The 13,871-nt window shown below is 78.4% G+C and carries 17 protein-coding genes; 13 read left to right on the top strand and 4 right to left on the bottom strand.

The annotated features are described in order from the left end of the window. Positions 1–165 precede the first annotated feature (165 nt). Complete coding sequence (locus tag ACI79X_RS09885; protein WP_457025228.1) at positions 166–1,113, bottom strand: cobalamin biosynthesis protein; 948 nt, start codon at positions 1,111–1,113, stop codon at positions 166–168. A 40-nt stretch (positions 1,114–1,153) separates the two neighbouring features. Between ACI79X_RS09885 and def the strand changes: the two genes are divergently transcribed. The 3 genes from def to cobM are packed head-to-tail and all read left to right on the top strand — an operon-like array spanning position 1,154 to position 3,700. Further along, complete coding sequence (def, locus tag ACI79X_RS09880; protein WP_457025227.1) at positions 1,154–1,711, top strand: peptide deformylase; 558 nt, start codon at positions 1,154–1,156, stop codon at positions 1,709–1,711. After that, positions 1,708–2,931, top strand: coding sequence for a precorrin-6y C5,15-methyltransferase (decarboxylating) subunit CbiE (gene cbiE / locus ACI79X_RS09875; RefSeq protein ID WP_457025226.1), 1,224 nt, complete (start codon positions 1,708–1,710; stop codon positions 2,929–2,931). Before def ends, cbiE begins: the two co-directional genes overlap by 4 nt. A gap of 28 nt (positions 2,932–2,959) precedes the next feature. Then, on the top strand, positions 2,960–3,700 hold the full coding sequence (gene cobM / locus ACI79X_RS09870; RefSeq protein WP_457025225.1) for a precorrin-4 C(11)-methyltransferase: 741 nt from the start codon (positions 2,960–2,962) through the stop codon (positions 3,698–3,700). Positions 3,701–3,747: 47 nt separating this feature from the next. On the opposite strand, the gene ACI79X_RS09865 is transcribed toward cobM, so the two are convergent. Next, a complete protein-coding gene (locus tag ACI79X_RS09865) occupies positions 3,748–4,836 on the bottom strand; it encodes a cobalt-precorrin-5B (C(1))-methyltransferase (RefSeq protein WP_457025224.1) in 1,089 nt (362 codons plus the stop codon). A gap of 26 nt (positions 4,837–4,862) precedes the next feature. Between ACI79X_RS09865 and ACI79X_RS09860 the strand changes: the two genes are divergently transcribed. Genes ACI79X_RS09860 through ACI79X_RS09845 form a run of 4 tightly spaced genes read left to right on the top strand, consistent with a single transcriptional unit; the run spans position 4,863 to position 7,194 of the window. Continuing rightward, on the top strand, positions 4,863–5,639 hold the full coding sequence (locus tag ACI79X_RS09860; RefSeq protein WP_457025223.1) for a cobalt-precorrin-6A reductase: 777 nt from the start codon (positions 4,863–4,865) through the stop codon (positions 5,637–5,639). Beyond that, positions 5,636–6,118 (top strand): FBP domain-containing protein, encoded by a 483-nt coding sequence (locus ACI79X_RS09855; protein WP_457025349.1) that lies wholly within the window; start codon positions 5,636–5,638, stop codon positions 6,116–6,118. Before ACI79X_RS09860 ends, ACI79X_RS09855 begins: the two co-directional genes overlap by 4 nt. A 42-nt stretch (positions 6,119–6,160) precedes the next feature. After that, a complete protein-coding gene (locus ACI79X_RS09850; protein ID WP_457025222.1) occupies positions 6,161–6,799 on the top strand; it encodes a LysE family translocator in 639 nt (212 codons plus the stop codon). A 35-nt stretch (positions 6,800–6,834) separates the two neighbouring features. Beyond that, complete coding sequence (locus ACI79X_RS09845) at positions 6,835–7,194, top strand: VOC family protein (protein ID WP_457025221.1); 360 nt, start codon at positions 6,835–6,837, stop codon at positions 7,192–7,194. Between the two features lie 45 nt (positions 7,195–7,239). On the opposite strand, the gene ACI79X_RS09840 is transcribed toward ACI79X_RS09845, so the two are convergent. Continuing rightward, positions 7,240–7,707, bottom strand: coding sequence for a VOC family protein (locus tag ACI79X_RS09840; protein WP_457025220.1), 468 nt, complete (start codon positions 7,705–7,707; stop codon positions 7,240–7,242). 103 nt (positions 7,708–7,810) lie between these two features. Here ACI79X_RS09840 and ACI79X_RS09835 point away from each other — a divergent pair, with 103 nt between their 5' ends. The 6 genes from ACI79X_RS09835 to ACI79X_RS09810 are packed head-to-tail and all read left to right on the top strand — an operon-like array spanning position 7,811 to position 13,408. Then, positions 7,811–8,791: a helix-turn-helix transcriptional regulator gene (locus ACI79X_RS09835; protein ID WP_457025219.1), complete on the top strand. Its 981-nt coding sequence runs from the start codon at positions 7,811–7,813 to the stop codon at positions 8,789–8,791. A gap of 29 nt (positions 8,792–8,820) precedes the next feature. Beyond that, the gene (locus tag ACI79X_RS09830) at positions 8,821–9,483 is read left to right on the top strand and encodes an HAD hydrolase-like protein (RefSeq protein WP_457025218.1); all 663 of its coding nucleotides are present in this window, start codon (positions 8,821–8,823) and stop codon (positions 9,481–9,483) included. A gap of 29 nt (positions 9,484–9,512) precedes the next feature. Then, complete coding sequence (locus ACI79X_RS09825) at positions 9,513–11,222, top strand: ABC transporter (protein ID WP_457025217.1); 1,710 nt, start codon at positions 9,513–9,515, stop codon at positions 11,220–11,222. Then, positions 11,219–12,802, top strand: a complete 1,584-nt coding sequence (locus tag ACI79X_RS09820; protein WP_457025216.1) for a GTPase — start codon at positions 11,219–11,221, stop codon at positions 12,800–12,802. Before ACI79X_RS09825 ends, ACI79X_RS09820 begins: the two co-directional genes overlap by 4 nt. 1 nt (position 12,803) lies before the next feature. Continuing rightward, positions 12,804–13,172, top strand: a complete 369-nt coding sequence (locus ACI79X_RS09815) for a flavodoxin family protein (protein WP_457025215.1) — start codon at positions 12,804–12,806, stop codon at positions 13,170–13,172. Next, the gene (locus ACI79X_RS09810) at positions 13,166–13,408 is read left to right on the top strand and encodes a hypothetical protein (RefSeq protein WP_457025214.1); all 243 of its coding nucleotides are present in this window, start codon (positions 13,166–13,168) and stop codon (positions 13,406–13,408) included. The genes ACI79X_RS09815 and ACI79X_RS09810 overlap by 7 nt, the downstream gene beginning before the upstream one ends. A 56-nt stretch (positions 13,409–13,464) precedes the next feature. Here the strand turns inward: ACI79X_RS09810 and ACI79X_RS09805 are convergent. Continuing rightward, on the bottom strand, positions 13,465–13,871 hold a 407-nt coding region (locus ACI79X_RS09805; RefSeq protein ID WP_457025213.1), incomplete at its 5' end, for an HNH endonuclease signature motif containing protein.

Raw genomic sequence — 13,871 nt, 5'->3', positions numbered from 1 at the left:
GCTGGCGATCGGCGCGCTGTCGGTGACCACGCTCGTCGTCGCCGTGCGCGGCGGCCGCGGCCCGGCCGACCCGCCGCGCAGCCACCCGCGCCTCGACCCGGCCGGCTTCCCGGTGCCGTCCGCGGCGCGCGGCGCCCTGCACGGGCGCGGGCCGCTGACCCGGCCTCAGCCGCGCCGGGCGGCCCTGCTGGCCACCGCGAGGGCGGCGGCGGCGAGCCAGACCGCCCGCGACAGGCGCACCGCGCGGCCGACGTCGCTGCTCTCCGGCGCGCGGCCGTCGCCGAGCACCGGCCGGTCCTCGACCCGGCTGCCGTAGACGTTGCGCCCGCCCAGCCGCAGTCCCAGGGCGCCGGCTGCCGCGGCCTCGCAGCGGCCGGCGTTCGGGCTGGGGTGGGCGGCGCCGTCGCGGCGCCACGTCCGCAGCGCCTCCCGCGGCGATCCCCCGGCGAGCGGGGCCACGGCCACGGTGAGCGCGGCGGTGAGCCGGGCCGGCAGCCAGTTGGCGACGTCGTCGGCCCGGGCGGCCGCCCAGCCGAACCGGGCGTACCGGGGCGAGCGGTGGCCGACCATCGCGTCGAGGGTGTTGACCGCCCGGTAGCCGAGCAGCCCGGGCAGGCCCGCGAGCGCGCCCCACACCAGCGGGGCGACGGCGGCGTCGGAGGTGTTCTCCGCGACCGACTCCACGGTCGCCCGCGCGAGTTCCCCCGCGCCGAGGGCCGACGGGTCACGGCCGGCCAGCGTGGGCAGCAGCGCCCGGGCCGCGGGCAGGTCGCCGGCCTCCAGGGCGCCGGCCATCGCCGCCGCCGCGCGGCCGAGCGAGGTGCCGCCCAGCACCGTCCAGGTGGCGGCGGCGACCGCCGCGGTGCGCAGCACCGGCCGCCCGGCCGTGGCCCGGTCCGCCGCCGCGCCGAGCCCCGCCGCGCCGGCCACCAGCACCAGCGCGTACCCGGTACCCGCCGGCCGCGCGTCGCGCCACACCCGCCGCTCCAGCGCCGCGGCGAGCGAGCCGAACCCGGCCACCGGGTGCCGCCGCGCGGGGTCGGCCAGCAGCAGGTCGGCGGCCGCGCCGAGTGCCAGGCCGGTGGCGGTGGGGACGTCTCTCCGGAGCGGCACGGCGACCATCCTGCCCAGGCCGCTTCCTAGGATCGCGGCCATGCGCCTGCCCGGCCGTTACGACGGCGTCGCCCGGCCGATCGTCACCTACGGCAGCAACGAGGTGCTGCACCGCCCGACCGCGCCCGTCACCGAGTTCGACGAGAGGCTGCGCCGGCTCGTGCTCGACATGTTCGCCTCGATGCGCGAGGCCGACGGCGTGGGGCTCGCCGCCAACCAGATCGGCGTCGACGCGCGGGTCTTCGTCATCGACTGCCCGGACGCCGCCGGCGAGGACGTCGTCGGGTACGTGGTCAACCCGGAGCTCACGGTCCTGCCCCCGGCCGACGGCGAGCCGGCCGAGGAGGTCACCGAGGAGGGCTGCCTGTCGGTGCCCGGCCCCTACGCCGAGCTCGCCCGCGCCTTCCGCGCCCGGGTCGACGGCGTCGACGTGAAGGGCAAGCCGGTCACCATCGAGGCCACCGGCATGGCCGCGCGGTGCCTGCAGCACGAGGTCGACCACCTCGACGGCGTCGTCTACGTCGACCGGCTGCCCGAGGACCTGCGCGAGCGGCTGCTGGCCGAGGCGGCCGGGCCCGAGGGGGAGCTGCCGGCGTGAGCGAGACCGTGCCCACCGCGCCGGTCGTCGTCGTCGGCATCGGCGCCGACGGCTGGGACGGGCTGGCCCCCACCTCCCGCGCCGAGGTGGAGCGCGCCGAGGTGCTGCTCGGCAGCGCCCGGCAGCTGGACCTGGTCCCGGAGGAGGTGGCCGCCGAGCGGGTGCCGTGGCCCTCGCCGCTCACCGAGGCGCTGCCGGGCCTGGTCGAGGAGCACGCCGGCCGGGCCGTCGTCGTGCTGGCCAGCGGCGACCCGATGCTGTCGGGCATCGGCACCACGCTCACCCGGCTGCTGGGCGCCGACCGGGTGCGGGTGCTGCCGGCGCCGTCGTCGGTGTCGCTGGCCTGCGCCCGGCTGGGCTGGGCGGTGGAGGACACCGAGGTGGTCAGCCTGGTCGGGCGGCCGCTGGAGCTGCTGCACCCGCACGTGCAGCCCGGCCGGCGGCTGCTGGTCCTCGGCTCCGACGGCGAGACGCCCGCCCAGGTGGCCGCGCTGCTCGCCGGCCGCGGCTACGGGCAGAGCCTGGTCACCGTGCTCGGTGGGCTCGGCGGCCCCGACGAGGAGGTGCGCACCGGCACCGCGGCCACCTGGTCGCAGCCGGCGCCGGCACTCGTCGTCACCGCCGTCGAGTGCCGGGCCGACCGCGGCACCATGCCGCTGCCCACCACGCCCGGGCTGCCCGACGGCGCCTACGAGTCCGACGGGCAGCTCACCCGGGCCGAGGTGCGCGCGGTGACGCTGTCGCGGCTGGCCGCGGTGCCCGGCCAGCTGCTCTGGGACGTCGGCGCCGGGTCCGGGTCGATCGGCATCGAGTGGATGCGCGCGCACCCCACGTGCCGCGCGGTCGCCGTCGAGGCCTCCCAGGAGCGCGCCGAGCGGATCGCGCGCAACGCCGCCCGCCTCGGCGTCCCCTACCTGCGGGTCGTGCACGGGCACGCGCCGGAGGTGCTCACCCGGCTCGGCGCGCCCGACGCGGTGTTCATCGGCGGCGGGCTCACCACGCCGCTGCTCGTGGAGACCTGCTGGGACGCGCTGCCGCCGGGGGGCCGCATGGTGGCCAACGCCGTCACGGTGGAGAGCGAGGCGGTGCTCGCGCAGTGGCACGCGAAGGTGGGCGGCGACCTGGTGCGGGTGGAGGTCTCGCGCGCCGAGCCGGTGGGCTCGTTCACCGGCTGGAAGCCCGCGATGCCCGTGACGATCTGGTCGGTGACCCGCTGGTGAGCGCCGATAGCGCTACAGAGGCCCTTCCATGACCGTGTACTTCATCGGGGCGGGGCCCGGAGCGGCGGACCTGGTCACGCTCCGGGCGGCGCGGATCATCGCCGCCGCCCCGGTCTGCCTCTACGCCGGCGCGCTGGTGCCCCGCGAGCTGCTCGACACCGCCCCGCCCGGCGCGAGGCTGGTCGACACCGCCGACCTCGACCTGGACCGGATCACCGCCGCGCTGGTGGCCGCGCACGAGGCCGGCCACGACGTCGCCCGGCTGCACTCCGGCGACCCCAGCGTCTACAGCGCCATGGCCGAGCAGATGCGCCGGCTGGACGCCGCCGGCGTCCCCTACGACGTCGTCCCCGGCGTGCCCGCCTTCGCCGCCGCGGCCGCCGCCCTCAAGCGGGAGCTGACCGTGCCCGGCGTCGGGCAGACCGTCGTGCTCACCCGGACGTCGGCGCGCTCCACGCCGATGCCGCCGGGGGAGGAGCTCGCCGCCTACGCCGCCACCGGCGCCACGCTCGTGCTGCACCTGGCCGTGCAGCGGATGGCCGAGCTCGCGCCGCAGCTGGCCGAGCACTACGGCGACGACGGCCCGGTCGCCGTCGTCGCCCGGGCCAGCCGCGACGACGAGCTGGTGCTGCGGGGCACGCTCGCCGACATCGCCGCGCAGGTCGAGGCCGCGGGCGTCCGGCGGACGGCGATCGTCGTCGTCGGCCCGGTGCTCACCGCGGAGCAGTTCCCCGACAGCCACCTCTACTCGACGACGCGATGCCGCTAGATGGAGGACCCCCCTGCCCCCACCACTCGCAGGCTCGCGGCGGGCCCCTACAGCGGGGCCGATCCGACCACCGCACCCGCGCGGTCGATCACCACGACGTCGACCGCGACGGGTGCGCCGCGCAGCACCCCCAGCGCCGTCTCCCGGGCGCCGGCGGCCACCAGGTCGCCCAGCGGCAGCCCGGCGGCCTGGCACTGCCGCAGCGCGTCGAGCGCCGTGTTCGCCCCGCGCACGCCCGCGACCAGTTCCTCCGAGCCGCCCGCGGAGGCCACCCGCGCGGCCAGGGAGTCGAAGGAGACCTGCGAGCGGCCGGAGTGCAGGTCGAGGTGGCCGTCGGCGAGCTTGGCCAGCTTGCCGATGCCACCGGCCACGGTGAGCCGCGGCACCGGGTGGCGGCGCAGGTACTTGAGCACGGCGCCGGCGAAGTCGCCCATGTCGAGCAGGGCGTCCTCGGGCAGGCCGTGGAGCTCCTGGACCGTCCGCTCGCTGGTGGAGCCGGTGCACCCGGCCACGTGCTCGTGCCCGGCGGCCCGGGCGACGTCGATGCCGCGGCGGATCGAGTCGATCCACGACGAGCAGGAGTACGGGACGACGACGCCGGTCGTGCCGAGCACCGACAGCCCGCCGAGGATGCCCAGCCGCGGGTTCCACGTCCTCCGCGCGAGCTCCGCGCCGTCCTCGATGGACACCTCGACGACGACGTCGCCGCTGCCGCCGTGCCGTGCCGCCACCGCCGCGACGTGATCGCGCATGAACTGCCGCGGCATCGGGTTGATCGCGGGCTCCCCGACCGCGAGCGGCAGGCCGGGCTTGGTCACCGTGCCCACGCCCTCGCCGGCGCGGAAGACCACGCCGCTGCCGGGCTCGCCGTGCGTCACCCGCGCGCCCACCAGCGCGCCGTGGGTGACGTCGGGGTCGTCGCCGGCGTCCTTGACGACCGCGGCCTCCGCGGCGCCGTCGGCCAGCCGCTCCGTGGCCAGAGCGAAGGACGGGTGCCGGTCGCCCGGCAGGTCGATGGTCACCGGGTCGGGGAACTCGCCGGTGAGCAGCGCGGTGTAGGCCGCGGTGGTGGCTGCCGTCGCGCACGCGCCGGTGGTCCAGCCGTGCCGCAGCCCGGAGGCGCCGTCCCTGCTCACCGGCCCATGATCCCCGGCGCTCCGGCATGAGCGGGCAGGTGCTCGTCCTCGGCGGCACCGGGGAGGCCCGGCGGCTCGCCGCGGCCCTGGTGGCGGGCGGTGCCGACGTCCTGTCCAGCCTCGCCGGGCGGGTGGCCGACCCCGTGCTGCCCGAGGGCGACGTGCGGGTGGGCGGGTTCGGCGGCGCCGACGGGCTGGCCGACTGGCTGGCCGCGCACCGGCCGCGCGCCGTCGTCGACGCCACCCACCCCTTCGCCGCCCGGATCACCGCCTCCGCCGCGGCGGCCGCGGCCCGCTCCGGAACCCCGCTGCTGCGGCTGCAGCGCCCGGGCTGGACGCCGGGGCCGGGGGACCGGTGGACGTACGTCGACTCCCTGGCCGACGCCGCCGCGGCGGTCCGCGACGCCGGCACCGTGTTCCTCACCACCGGGCGGCAGGGCGTGGGCGCGTTCGCGGCGCTGCCCGGCGGGGTGCTGGTGCGCGCCGTCGACCCGCCCGACGAGCCGCTGCCGGCCGGCGCGGTGCTGCTGCTCGCGCGCGGCCCGTTCACCGAGGACGAGGAGCTGGCACTGATGCGGGAGCACGGCGTCGACGTCGTCGTGACCAAGGACTCCGGCGGGTCGATGACCGAGGCCAAGCTGGCCGCGGCACGGCGGCTGGGGCTGCCCGTGGTGCTGGTCCGCCGCCCGCCGCTGCCCCCGGGCGTCGAGGTCGTGACGACCGTCGAGGAGGCGGTCGCGTGGGTAAATGCGTTGAGACCGCACGGTGCCGGAACGGACACTGGCTCCTCGTGGAACCGATGACCGAGCAGCAGGTGCGGCGCTCCTTCGTCAACTGCTCGAAGGGCGAGGCGAACTCCGCCACGCTGCCGCGCGACCTCGGCGACCTGCCGTGGGACACCCTCGACGTGCTGGGCTGGCGCGACCCGAAGGCGCCGCTGCGCGGCTACCTCGTCGTCCAGCGGGAGGGCCGGCCGGTGGGCATCGCGCTGCGCGCCGCGGAGTCGCGGATGTCGGCCCGCCGCACGGTCATGTGCCTGCTGTGCCGCTCGACGCAGCCCGGCGACGCCGTCTCGCTGTTCACCGCCCGCCGCGCGGGGGAGGCCGGCCGCAACGGCAACACGGTGGGCACCTACGTCTGCGCCGACCTCGGCTGCGCCTCCCGCGTCCGCACCGACATCCCGCCGTGGCTGCGCGAGCGCGACCCGGTCGAGGTGGGCGAGGAGCTCGCCGCCGAGCTGCGCCAGCGGGTGGAGGAGTTCCTCGCCGCCGTGCTCCGGTAAACGGGTCGAGCGGAGCCCGCGGACGGTGCCACCATCCGGGGCGTGGAGGTGGTCGCGGAGCCGGCGTTCCTGCTGGCCGTCCTGCTGGTCGCCGCGTCCCCGGGGCCGGCGGTGGCGCTGATCCTGCGCCGGGCCGCGGTCGGCGGGTTCCGCTCCGCCGTCCCGACCGTCCTCGGCCTCGAGGTGGGCCTCTACGCCTGGGCGCTGCTGGCCGCGGCCGGGGTCGCGGGCCTCGTGGCCGCCTCCGAGGCCGCGTTCTGGCTGCTCAAGGGGGTCGGCGCCGTCGTCCTGGTCTGGCTGGGGGTGCAGGCGCTGCGCGCGGCCTGGCGGGAGCACCGGGCGGGCCGGACCGGGGCCGCCGCCGTGTCCGGGCCGCGCCGCGGCGGCCGGGCGGCGTTCGGCGAGGGCGTGGTCGTGCAGCTGGCCAACCCGAAGGCCGCCGTCTTCATGGTCGCCTTCTACCCGCAGTTCGTGCCCGCGGACCGGCCGCTGTTCGCCACGACGGCGCTGCTCGCGCTGGTGCAGGTGGCGCTGGAGACGGTCCTGTACCTGTCGCTGGCGGCGGGGGTGGCGCGGGCCGGGGCGTGGTTCCGGCGGCCGCGGGTGCGCACCTGGCTCGAGGGCGTGAGCGGCACCGTCCTGGTCGGGCTGGGGCTGCGCGTCGCCGTCACGAGCCGCTGACCGGTCCTGTCGGCACCGGCGGGCACCCTGCCGCCATGACCGGCACCCAGCGGCACCACGCCATCGACTACGTCGAGCTGCCCGTGACCGACCTGGCCGCCGCCGAGCGCTTCTACGGCGAGGCGTTCGGCTGGCGGTTCACCTCCTACGGCCCGTCCTACTCCGGAATCCGCGGTGAGGGCGACACCGAGGTCGGCGGCCTGCGGCTCGCCGACGGGACTGCCCCCGGCGGCCCGCTGGTGCTCCTGTTCTCCGCCGACCTCGACGCCTCGGCCGAGGCGGTCACCCGCGCCGGCGGCCGGGTGGTGGAGGGCCCCTACGCCTTCCCCGGCGGTCGGCGGTTCACCTTCGCCGACCCCTCGGGCAACGTGCTCGGCGTGTGGGCCGGGTCCTGAGCGGCGTCCTGGGCGGCCGGCCGGCGGGCCGGCCGCCCGGGACGGTCAGCCCGCGTGGGGAGCGGCCACGTCGAGGATCCACGTGACGCCGAACCGGTCGGTCAGCATGCCCGACGCCGGCGCCCACGCCGACGGGCCGTAGGGCTCGACCACCGCGGCGCCCACGACCAGCCGGTCCCACAGCGCCTGCACCTCCTCGACCGTCTCGCCGCGCACGGAGAGGAAGAAGGGCTGGTCGGTCAGCGTCGTGCCGTTCTCCCGCGTCGCGCGGGGAGCCGCCTGCTCCGTCGCGGGCGCCTGCCGGCCGGGGACGTCGTAGGCCATGACGGAGAAGCCGTCCGCGCCCACGACCTGGCCGAAGACGACGCGGTCGGCGCCGGGGAGGTCCCGCGGCATGCCGGCGTCGCCGTAGGTGACGGCGACGACCCGGCCGCCGAACACGGAGGCGTAGAGGTCCAGCGCCGCGCGGGCCTGGCCGGAGAAGTTGAGGTGGGCGACGGTCTGCACGGTCACGGGTGCTCCTGGTCTCGGTGTCGCCGGCCTCTCCGGCGACGAGGACCACCCTGTCGGCGGTACAGGTCAGGGAACGGCCGGTTCTCCCGGCAGGATGGACGGCGTGCCGACGACCTCCGCGCCCGCCGCCTCCGGGCGCCTGCTCGCCCTGCTGTCCCTGCTGCAGGCGCGCCGCGACTGGCCGGGACCGGTGCTGCGCGAGCGGCTGCGGGTCAGCGAGCGGACCCTGCGCCGCGACGTCGACCGGCTGCGGGAGCTCGGCTACCCGGTGCGGGCGGTCCGCGGGCCCGACGGGGGTTACCGGCTCGACGCCGGGGCGCGGCTGCCGCCGCTGTTGTTCGACGACGAGCAGGCGGTCGCGCTGGCCGTGGCGCTGCGGGCCGCCGTCGTCAGCGGGGCCGGCGTCGGGGAGGCGGCGGTCCGGGCGCTGGCCACGCTCGGTCAGGTGCTGCCCGCGCGGCTGCGCAGCCGGGTCGAGGGCTTCGACGTCACGGCGGTCGCCCGTCCCGACGCGCCGGCCGACCCGCGGGTGCTGCTGGCGATCAGCGCCGCCGTCCGTGCCCGGGAGGAGCTGCGCTTCGACCACGGGACCCCCGACGACGAGCTGCGCCCGCCCCGGCGGGTGCAGCCGCACGCCCTGGTCGCGCGGGCCGGCCGCTGGTACCTCGTCGCCTGGGACCCGGGCCGCGGCGACTGGCGGGCGTTCCGCGCCGACCGCATCCGCCTCCGCACCCCGAACGGGCCGCGCTTCGTGCCCCGGGACATCCCGGGCGGTGACGCCGGCGCGTGGCTGTCGGCCCGGTTCCGGGGCTCCGCGGGGCCCGACGCGTGGCCGTGCCGCGGCGAGGTGCTGCTCGGTCTCCCGGCCGCCGACGTCGTCCCGTTCGTGGGCGACGGCACCGTCGAGCCGGCGGGGGAGGACCGCTGCCGGGTGCGGCTGGGCTCGTGGTCGTGGGCGGGCCTCGCGGCGTCGCTCGCGCGGTTCGACGCCGACGTCGAGGTGGTCGGCCCGCCGGAGCTGCGCGACGCCTTCGCCGCGCTGGCCACCCGCGCGGCCCGCGCCGCCGGCCTCCCGGAGGGGTGAGGCGCGCCGGCCCGGGGGACCATCCCGCCGTGCACCCGATCGCGACGCCGCTCGTCCTGTTCGACCTCGACGGCACGCTCGTCGACTCCACGCCCGGCATCTGGGCGTCGGTCCGGGTCGCCGCCCGCGAGCTCGGGCTGCCGGAGCCGACGCCGGGGCAGCTGCGCGCGATGGTCGGCCCGCCGCTGCAGGACGGCTTCGCCACGGTGTTCGGCCTGCGCGGCGCCGATGTCGACCGCGCCGTGTCGGCCTACCGGGCGCACTACGCGGCCGGCGCGCTGCTCGACGTCGCCGTGTACGACGGGGTCCCGGGCCTGCTGCGCGACCTGCGGGCGGGGGGCGCGGTGCTCGCCGTGGCCACCAGCAAGCCGCAGCCCTTCGCCGTCCGGGTGCTCTCCCACGTCGGGCTGCTGCGCGCGTTCGGCAGCGTGCACGGGGCGACCCTCGACGGCGCGGTCCGGCACAAGGACCAGGTGGTCGCCGCCGCACTGGCCGCCCACCCCGACGCGCGCCCCGTGGCGCTGGTCGGCGACCGCGAGCACGACGTCCTCGGCGCGGCCGCGCACGGGCTGCCGTGCGTCGGCGCCGGCTGGGGACCGGGCGGCCCGGCCGAGCTGACCGCCGCGGGCGCGGCCGCCGTCGTCGCCGTGCCGGGGGACGTCCCGGCCGCGCTGGCCGCCCTCGACGGGTAGCGCGCGGCCCGCCGGGCTACCTAGCGGGGGTGACCGGACCCGGACTGCTGACCGACGCGCTGCAGGAGGTGCGCGACGCCGTCGCCGCCGCGCCCCTGGAGCTGGCCACGCCGGGCCGGGAGCCGACGGCGCGGACGGCGCGGGCGGTGGTCGACCAGGTCGACGACTACCTGCTGCCGCGGCTGCGCGACCTCGACGCGCCGCTGCTCGCCGTCGTCGGCGGGTCCACGGGCGCGGGCAAGTCCACGCTGGTCAACAGCGTGCTCGGCGCCCGGGTGACCACCCCCGGCGTGCTCCGCCCGACCACCCGTGCCCCCGTGCTGGTCTGCGCGCCGGCCGACGTCGCGGCGTTCTCCGGTGACCGCGTGCTCCCCGGGCTGCCGCGCACCACCGGGGACGGCGACAGCACCCGGGACGTCGCCGGCGGGATCCGGCTGGTCCCGAGCGACGCGCTGCCGGCGGGGCTCGCGCTCATCGACGCCCCCGACGTCGACTCCGTGGTCGAGGCCAACCGCGACCTCGCCGGCCAGCTGCTGTCGGCGGCCGACCTGTGGGTGTTCGTGACGACGGCGGCCCGCTACGCCGACGCCGTCCCCTGGGACCTGCTGCGCACGGCGCAGGAGCGGGGCACCGCGCTGGCCGTCGTCCTGGACCGCACGCCGCCGGAGGCGGTGACCGAGGTGGCCGCCGACCTCGCCGGGATGCTGCAGCGCGGCGGGCTGGGGACGGCGCGGCTGTTCGTGGTGGAGGAGCGGCCGCTGCGCGACGGGTTCCTGCCCGAGGACCAGGTGGCGCCGCTGCGCGACTGGCTGCGCGGGCTGGCCGCCGACCAGGAGCAGCGCGCCGCCGTCGTCCGGCAGACGCTGGCCGGCGCGCTGGAGAGCCTCGACGGGCGGGTGGCCGCGGTCGCGGCCGGCGTCGACGAGCAGGCCGGGGCCGCCGCGGCGCTGGCCGACGCCGCCGACGCCGCCTACGACGGGGCCCGCGACGCCGTGGGGGAGGGCGTGGGCAACGGCAGCCTGCTGCGCGGTGAGGTGCTCGCCCGCTGGCAGGACTTCGTGGGCACCGGCGAGTGGATGCGCTCGCTGCAGAACCGGGTGGGCCGGCTGCGCGACCGGCTCGGCGCCGCGCTCACCGGGCGGCCGTCGACGGCGGACTCGCTGTCGGGCGCGCTGGAGTCCGGGGTGGAGACGCTGCTGCGCTCGGAGGCCGACCGGGCCGCGGAGCGCACGGTCACCGCGTGGCGCTCGCTGCCCGGCGGTGGCGCGCTGGTGGCCGGCCGGGAGGAGACGCTCGGGTCGGCCTCGCCCGACCTCGCGCCCGCGGCCGCCGACGAGGTGCGCGACTGGCAGGGGTACGTGCTGGAGCTGGTCCGCGAGCAGGGCGCGGGCAAGCGCTCGCAGGCGCGGCTGCTGTCGTGGGGGATCAACGGCGCCGGCGCGGTGGTGATGGTCGCCGTCTTCGCCTCGACGGCGGGGCTGTCGGGCGCCGAGCTGGCCATCGCCGGCGGGACGACCGCGGTGGGGCAGCGGGTGCTCGAGGCGGTGTTCGGCGACGCCGCGGTGCGGGAGCTGGCCGCCCGCGCCCGCGCCGACCTCGACGCCCGCGCCGACCGGCTGCTGCGCGGCGAGCAGGACCGCTTCGACGAGCTGCTGGCGCCGGTGTCGGACGCGCCGGACGCGGCCGAGCGGCTGCGCGCCGCCGTCGCCGCGCTGGCCGCCGCGCGGAGGACGGCGTGAGGGCCCGGGAGCTGGCGCTGCCCGACCGGCTGGCCGCGCTGCGGGAGGCGGTCGAGGTCGCCGAGGGGCGGCTGGAGGTCCCCGAGGTCGCGACCGCGCGGTCCCTGCTGGCCAAGGCCGGGGCCCGCGAGGCGCTCGGCGACGCCACCGTCGTCGCGCTGGCCGGGGCCACCGGCAGCGGCAAGTCCACGCTGTTCAACGCGCTGTCCGGGGCGGAGGTGAGCACGCCCGGCGTGCGGCGGCCGACCACCGGGGTGGCGCACGCGACCGTGTGGGGTGACCACGGCGCCGACCGGCTGCTCGACTGGCTGGAGGTGCCGCGGCGGCACCGCGTCGCCGACCCGGACCCGGCGCTGGACGGCCTGGTGCTGCTCGACCTGCCCGACCACGACAGCGTGCGGCTGGAGAACCGGCTCGAGGTCGACCGGCTGGTGCAGCTCGTCGACGTCCTGGTGTGGGTGCTCGACCCGCAGAAGTACGCCGACGACGCCGTGCACACCCGCTACCTCGCCCCGCTGGCCGGGCACTCCGGCGTGCTGCTCGTGGTGCTCAACCAGGTGGACCGGCTCGACGAGGCCGCCGCGGCCGCGTGCCTCGCCGACCTGCGCCGGCTGCTGGACGAGGAGGGCCTGACGGGCGTGCCGGTGCTGCCCACCGCGGCGCGGAGCGGCCTGGGCCTGCCGCAGCTGCGCACGGAGCTCGCCCGCCGGGTGTCGGCGCGGAGGGCGGCCACCGACCGGCTCACCGCCGACGCGCGGGCGGCGGCCGGCGCCCTGGCGGCGCACTGCACCCCCGACGCGGGGCGCGACCGCGGGCCCGGGCGGGCGGCGCGCGAGGAGCTGACCGGCGCGCTCGCCGACGCCGCGGGGGTGCCTGCCGTGGTGGCCGCCGTCGAGCGCTCGGCCCGGCGCAGCGGGACCGCGCACACCGGCTGGCCGCTGCTGCGGTGGACGCGCAAGCTGCGCGCCGACCCCCTCGACCGGCTGCACCTCGGCGACGAGCGGACCCGGACGTCGCTGCCGCAGGCCGGCGCGGTGCAGCGGGCCGGCATGGACGCCGCGCTCCGGCAGGCCCGCGACGACGCCGGGCGCGGGCTGCCCGCGGCCTGGCGCGACGAGCTGCGCCGCACCGCCGACGACACCGGCGAGCGGCTGCCCGACCGGCTCGACCGCGCCGTCGCCGGCGCCGACCTCGGCTCCGACCGGGTGCCGCTGTGGCAGCGCGCGGTGGGCGGGCTGCAGTGGCTGCTCGCGCTCGTCGCGCTGGCCGGCGCGCTGTGGCTCGTCGGCCTCGTCGCACTGGGGCTGCTGCAGCTCGACGACGTCGTCCCGCTGCCGCGGGTGCAGGGCATCCCACTGCCCACGCTGCTGCTGGTGCTCGGCCTGCTGGCCGGGCTCCTGCTGGCCCTCGTCGCCCGGCCGCTGGTGGCCGCGGGAGCCAGACGCCGGGCGCGGACGGCGCGGCGCCGGCTGACCGCCCGGGTGGCCGAGGTGGCCGACGAGGAGGTGCTGGCGCCGCTGGCGGAGACGCGCGCGGAGCACGAGCGCTTCTGCGCCGCGGTCGGTCGCGCACGATCCTGATGTGTGGCACCTGCCGGGATCCCTGATCCGCAGCCTCGAGCCGTCCCCCGCGCCGTCGTCCAGCGAGCTCATGGCCCGCCAGGTCCTCGACGCGCTGGGGGAGCACGGCTTCACCTCCCAGGTCGTCCGCGTCGTCGACCACGACGTCGAGCCCGGCGTGGAGGTGGACATGGGGGAGGGCGACGCGTGGCCCGCGATCCGCGAGCGGATGATGGCCGCCGACGTCCTGGTGGTCCCGACGCCGACCTGGGTCGGCCACATGAGCAGCGTCGCGCAGCGGGTGCTCGAGCGCCTGGACGGCGAGCTGTCGGAGACCGACGACTCGGGCCGGCCGCTGGTCACCGGCAGGTCGCGGTGGTGTGCGTGGTAGGCGACGAGGACGGCGCCCACAAGATCACCGCGGACCTGTTCCAGGGCCTCGACGACATCGGCTTCACGATCCCGGCCCCGGGCGCCGTCTACGGGAACGACGAGGCGATGGGCAGCCGCGACCACAACGACCTCCAGGAGACCCCCGAGGCGGTCGCGTCGACGACGAGGACGCTGGCGGAGAAGGCCGCCCACCTGGCGCGGGCGCTGAGGACGCAGCCCTACCCCGGGCGCTGATCGGGCCGGCGTCGGCCCGCCAGAGTCGGCGGGTCGGCGCCTGCCCACCCGGCGAGTCAGAACGGCGGTGGATCGTCCGCTGGCTGAGTGGCCGGCGGTGGCGGTGGCGATTCCGGGTCAGTTGGCGGTGGTGGTCGCATGCCCGGTGGGCGGGTGGTGCGGGTGATGCCCGACGGGGTGGTCACGGTGAGCACTCCCTCGCGGGTCATGGAGAACCGCCAGCCGGGGGCGAAGGTCTTGAGGCGGTGGTGGCTGCGGCACAGGCAGCACAGGTTGGCGCAGTCGGTGGCGCCGCCGGAGGCGTGGGGGATGACGTGGTCGGCGTCGGCCCAGCCCACGCGTTGGCCGCAGGTGGGGAAGCGGCAGGTGCGGTCGCGGGTGCGCACGAACCGCTGCTGCGGTCGGCTGGGTGCGTAGCCGTCGGTGGCCTCGGGGCGGTCGAGGACCGGGCAGCCGCAGCCGC

The organism is Geodermatophilus sp. SYSU D01119, assembly GCF_054049975.1.
Note: the sequence above shows the minus strand (reverse complement) of the source record. Positions and strands in the feature narration are given on the sequence as shown.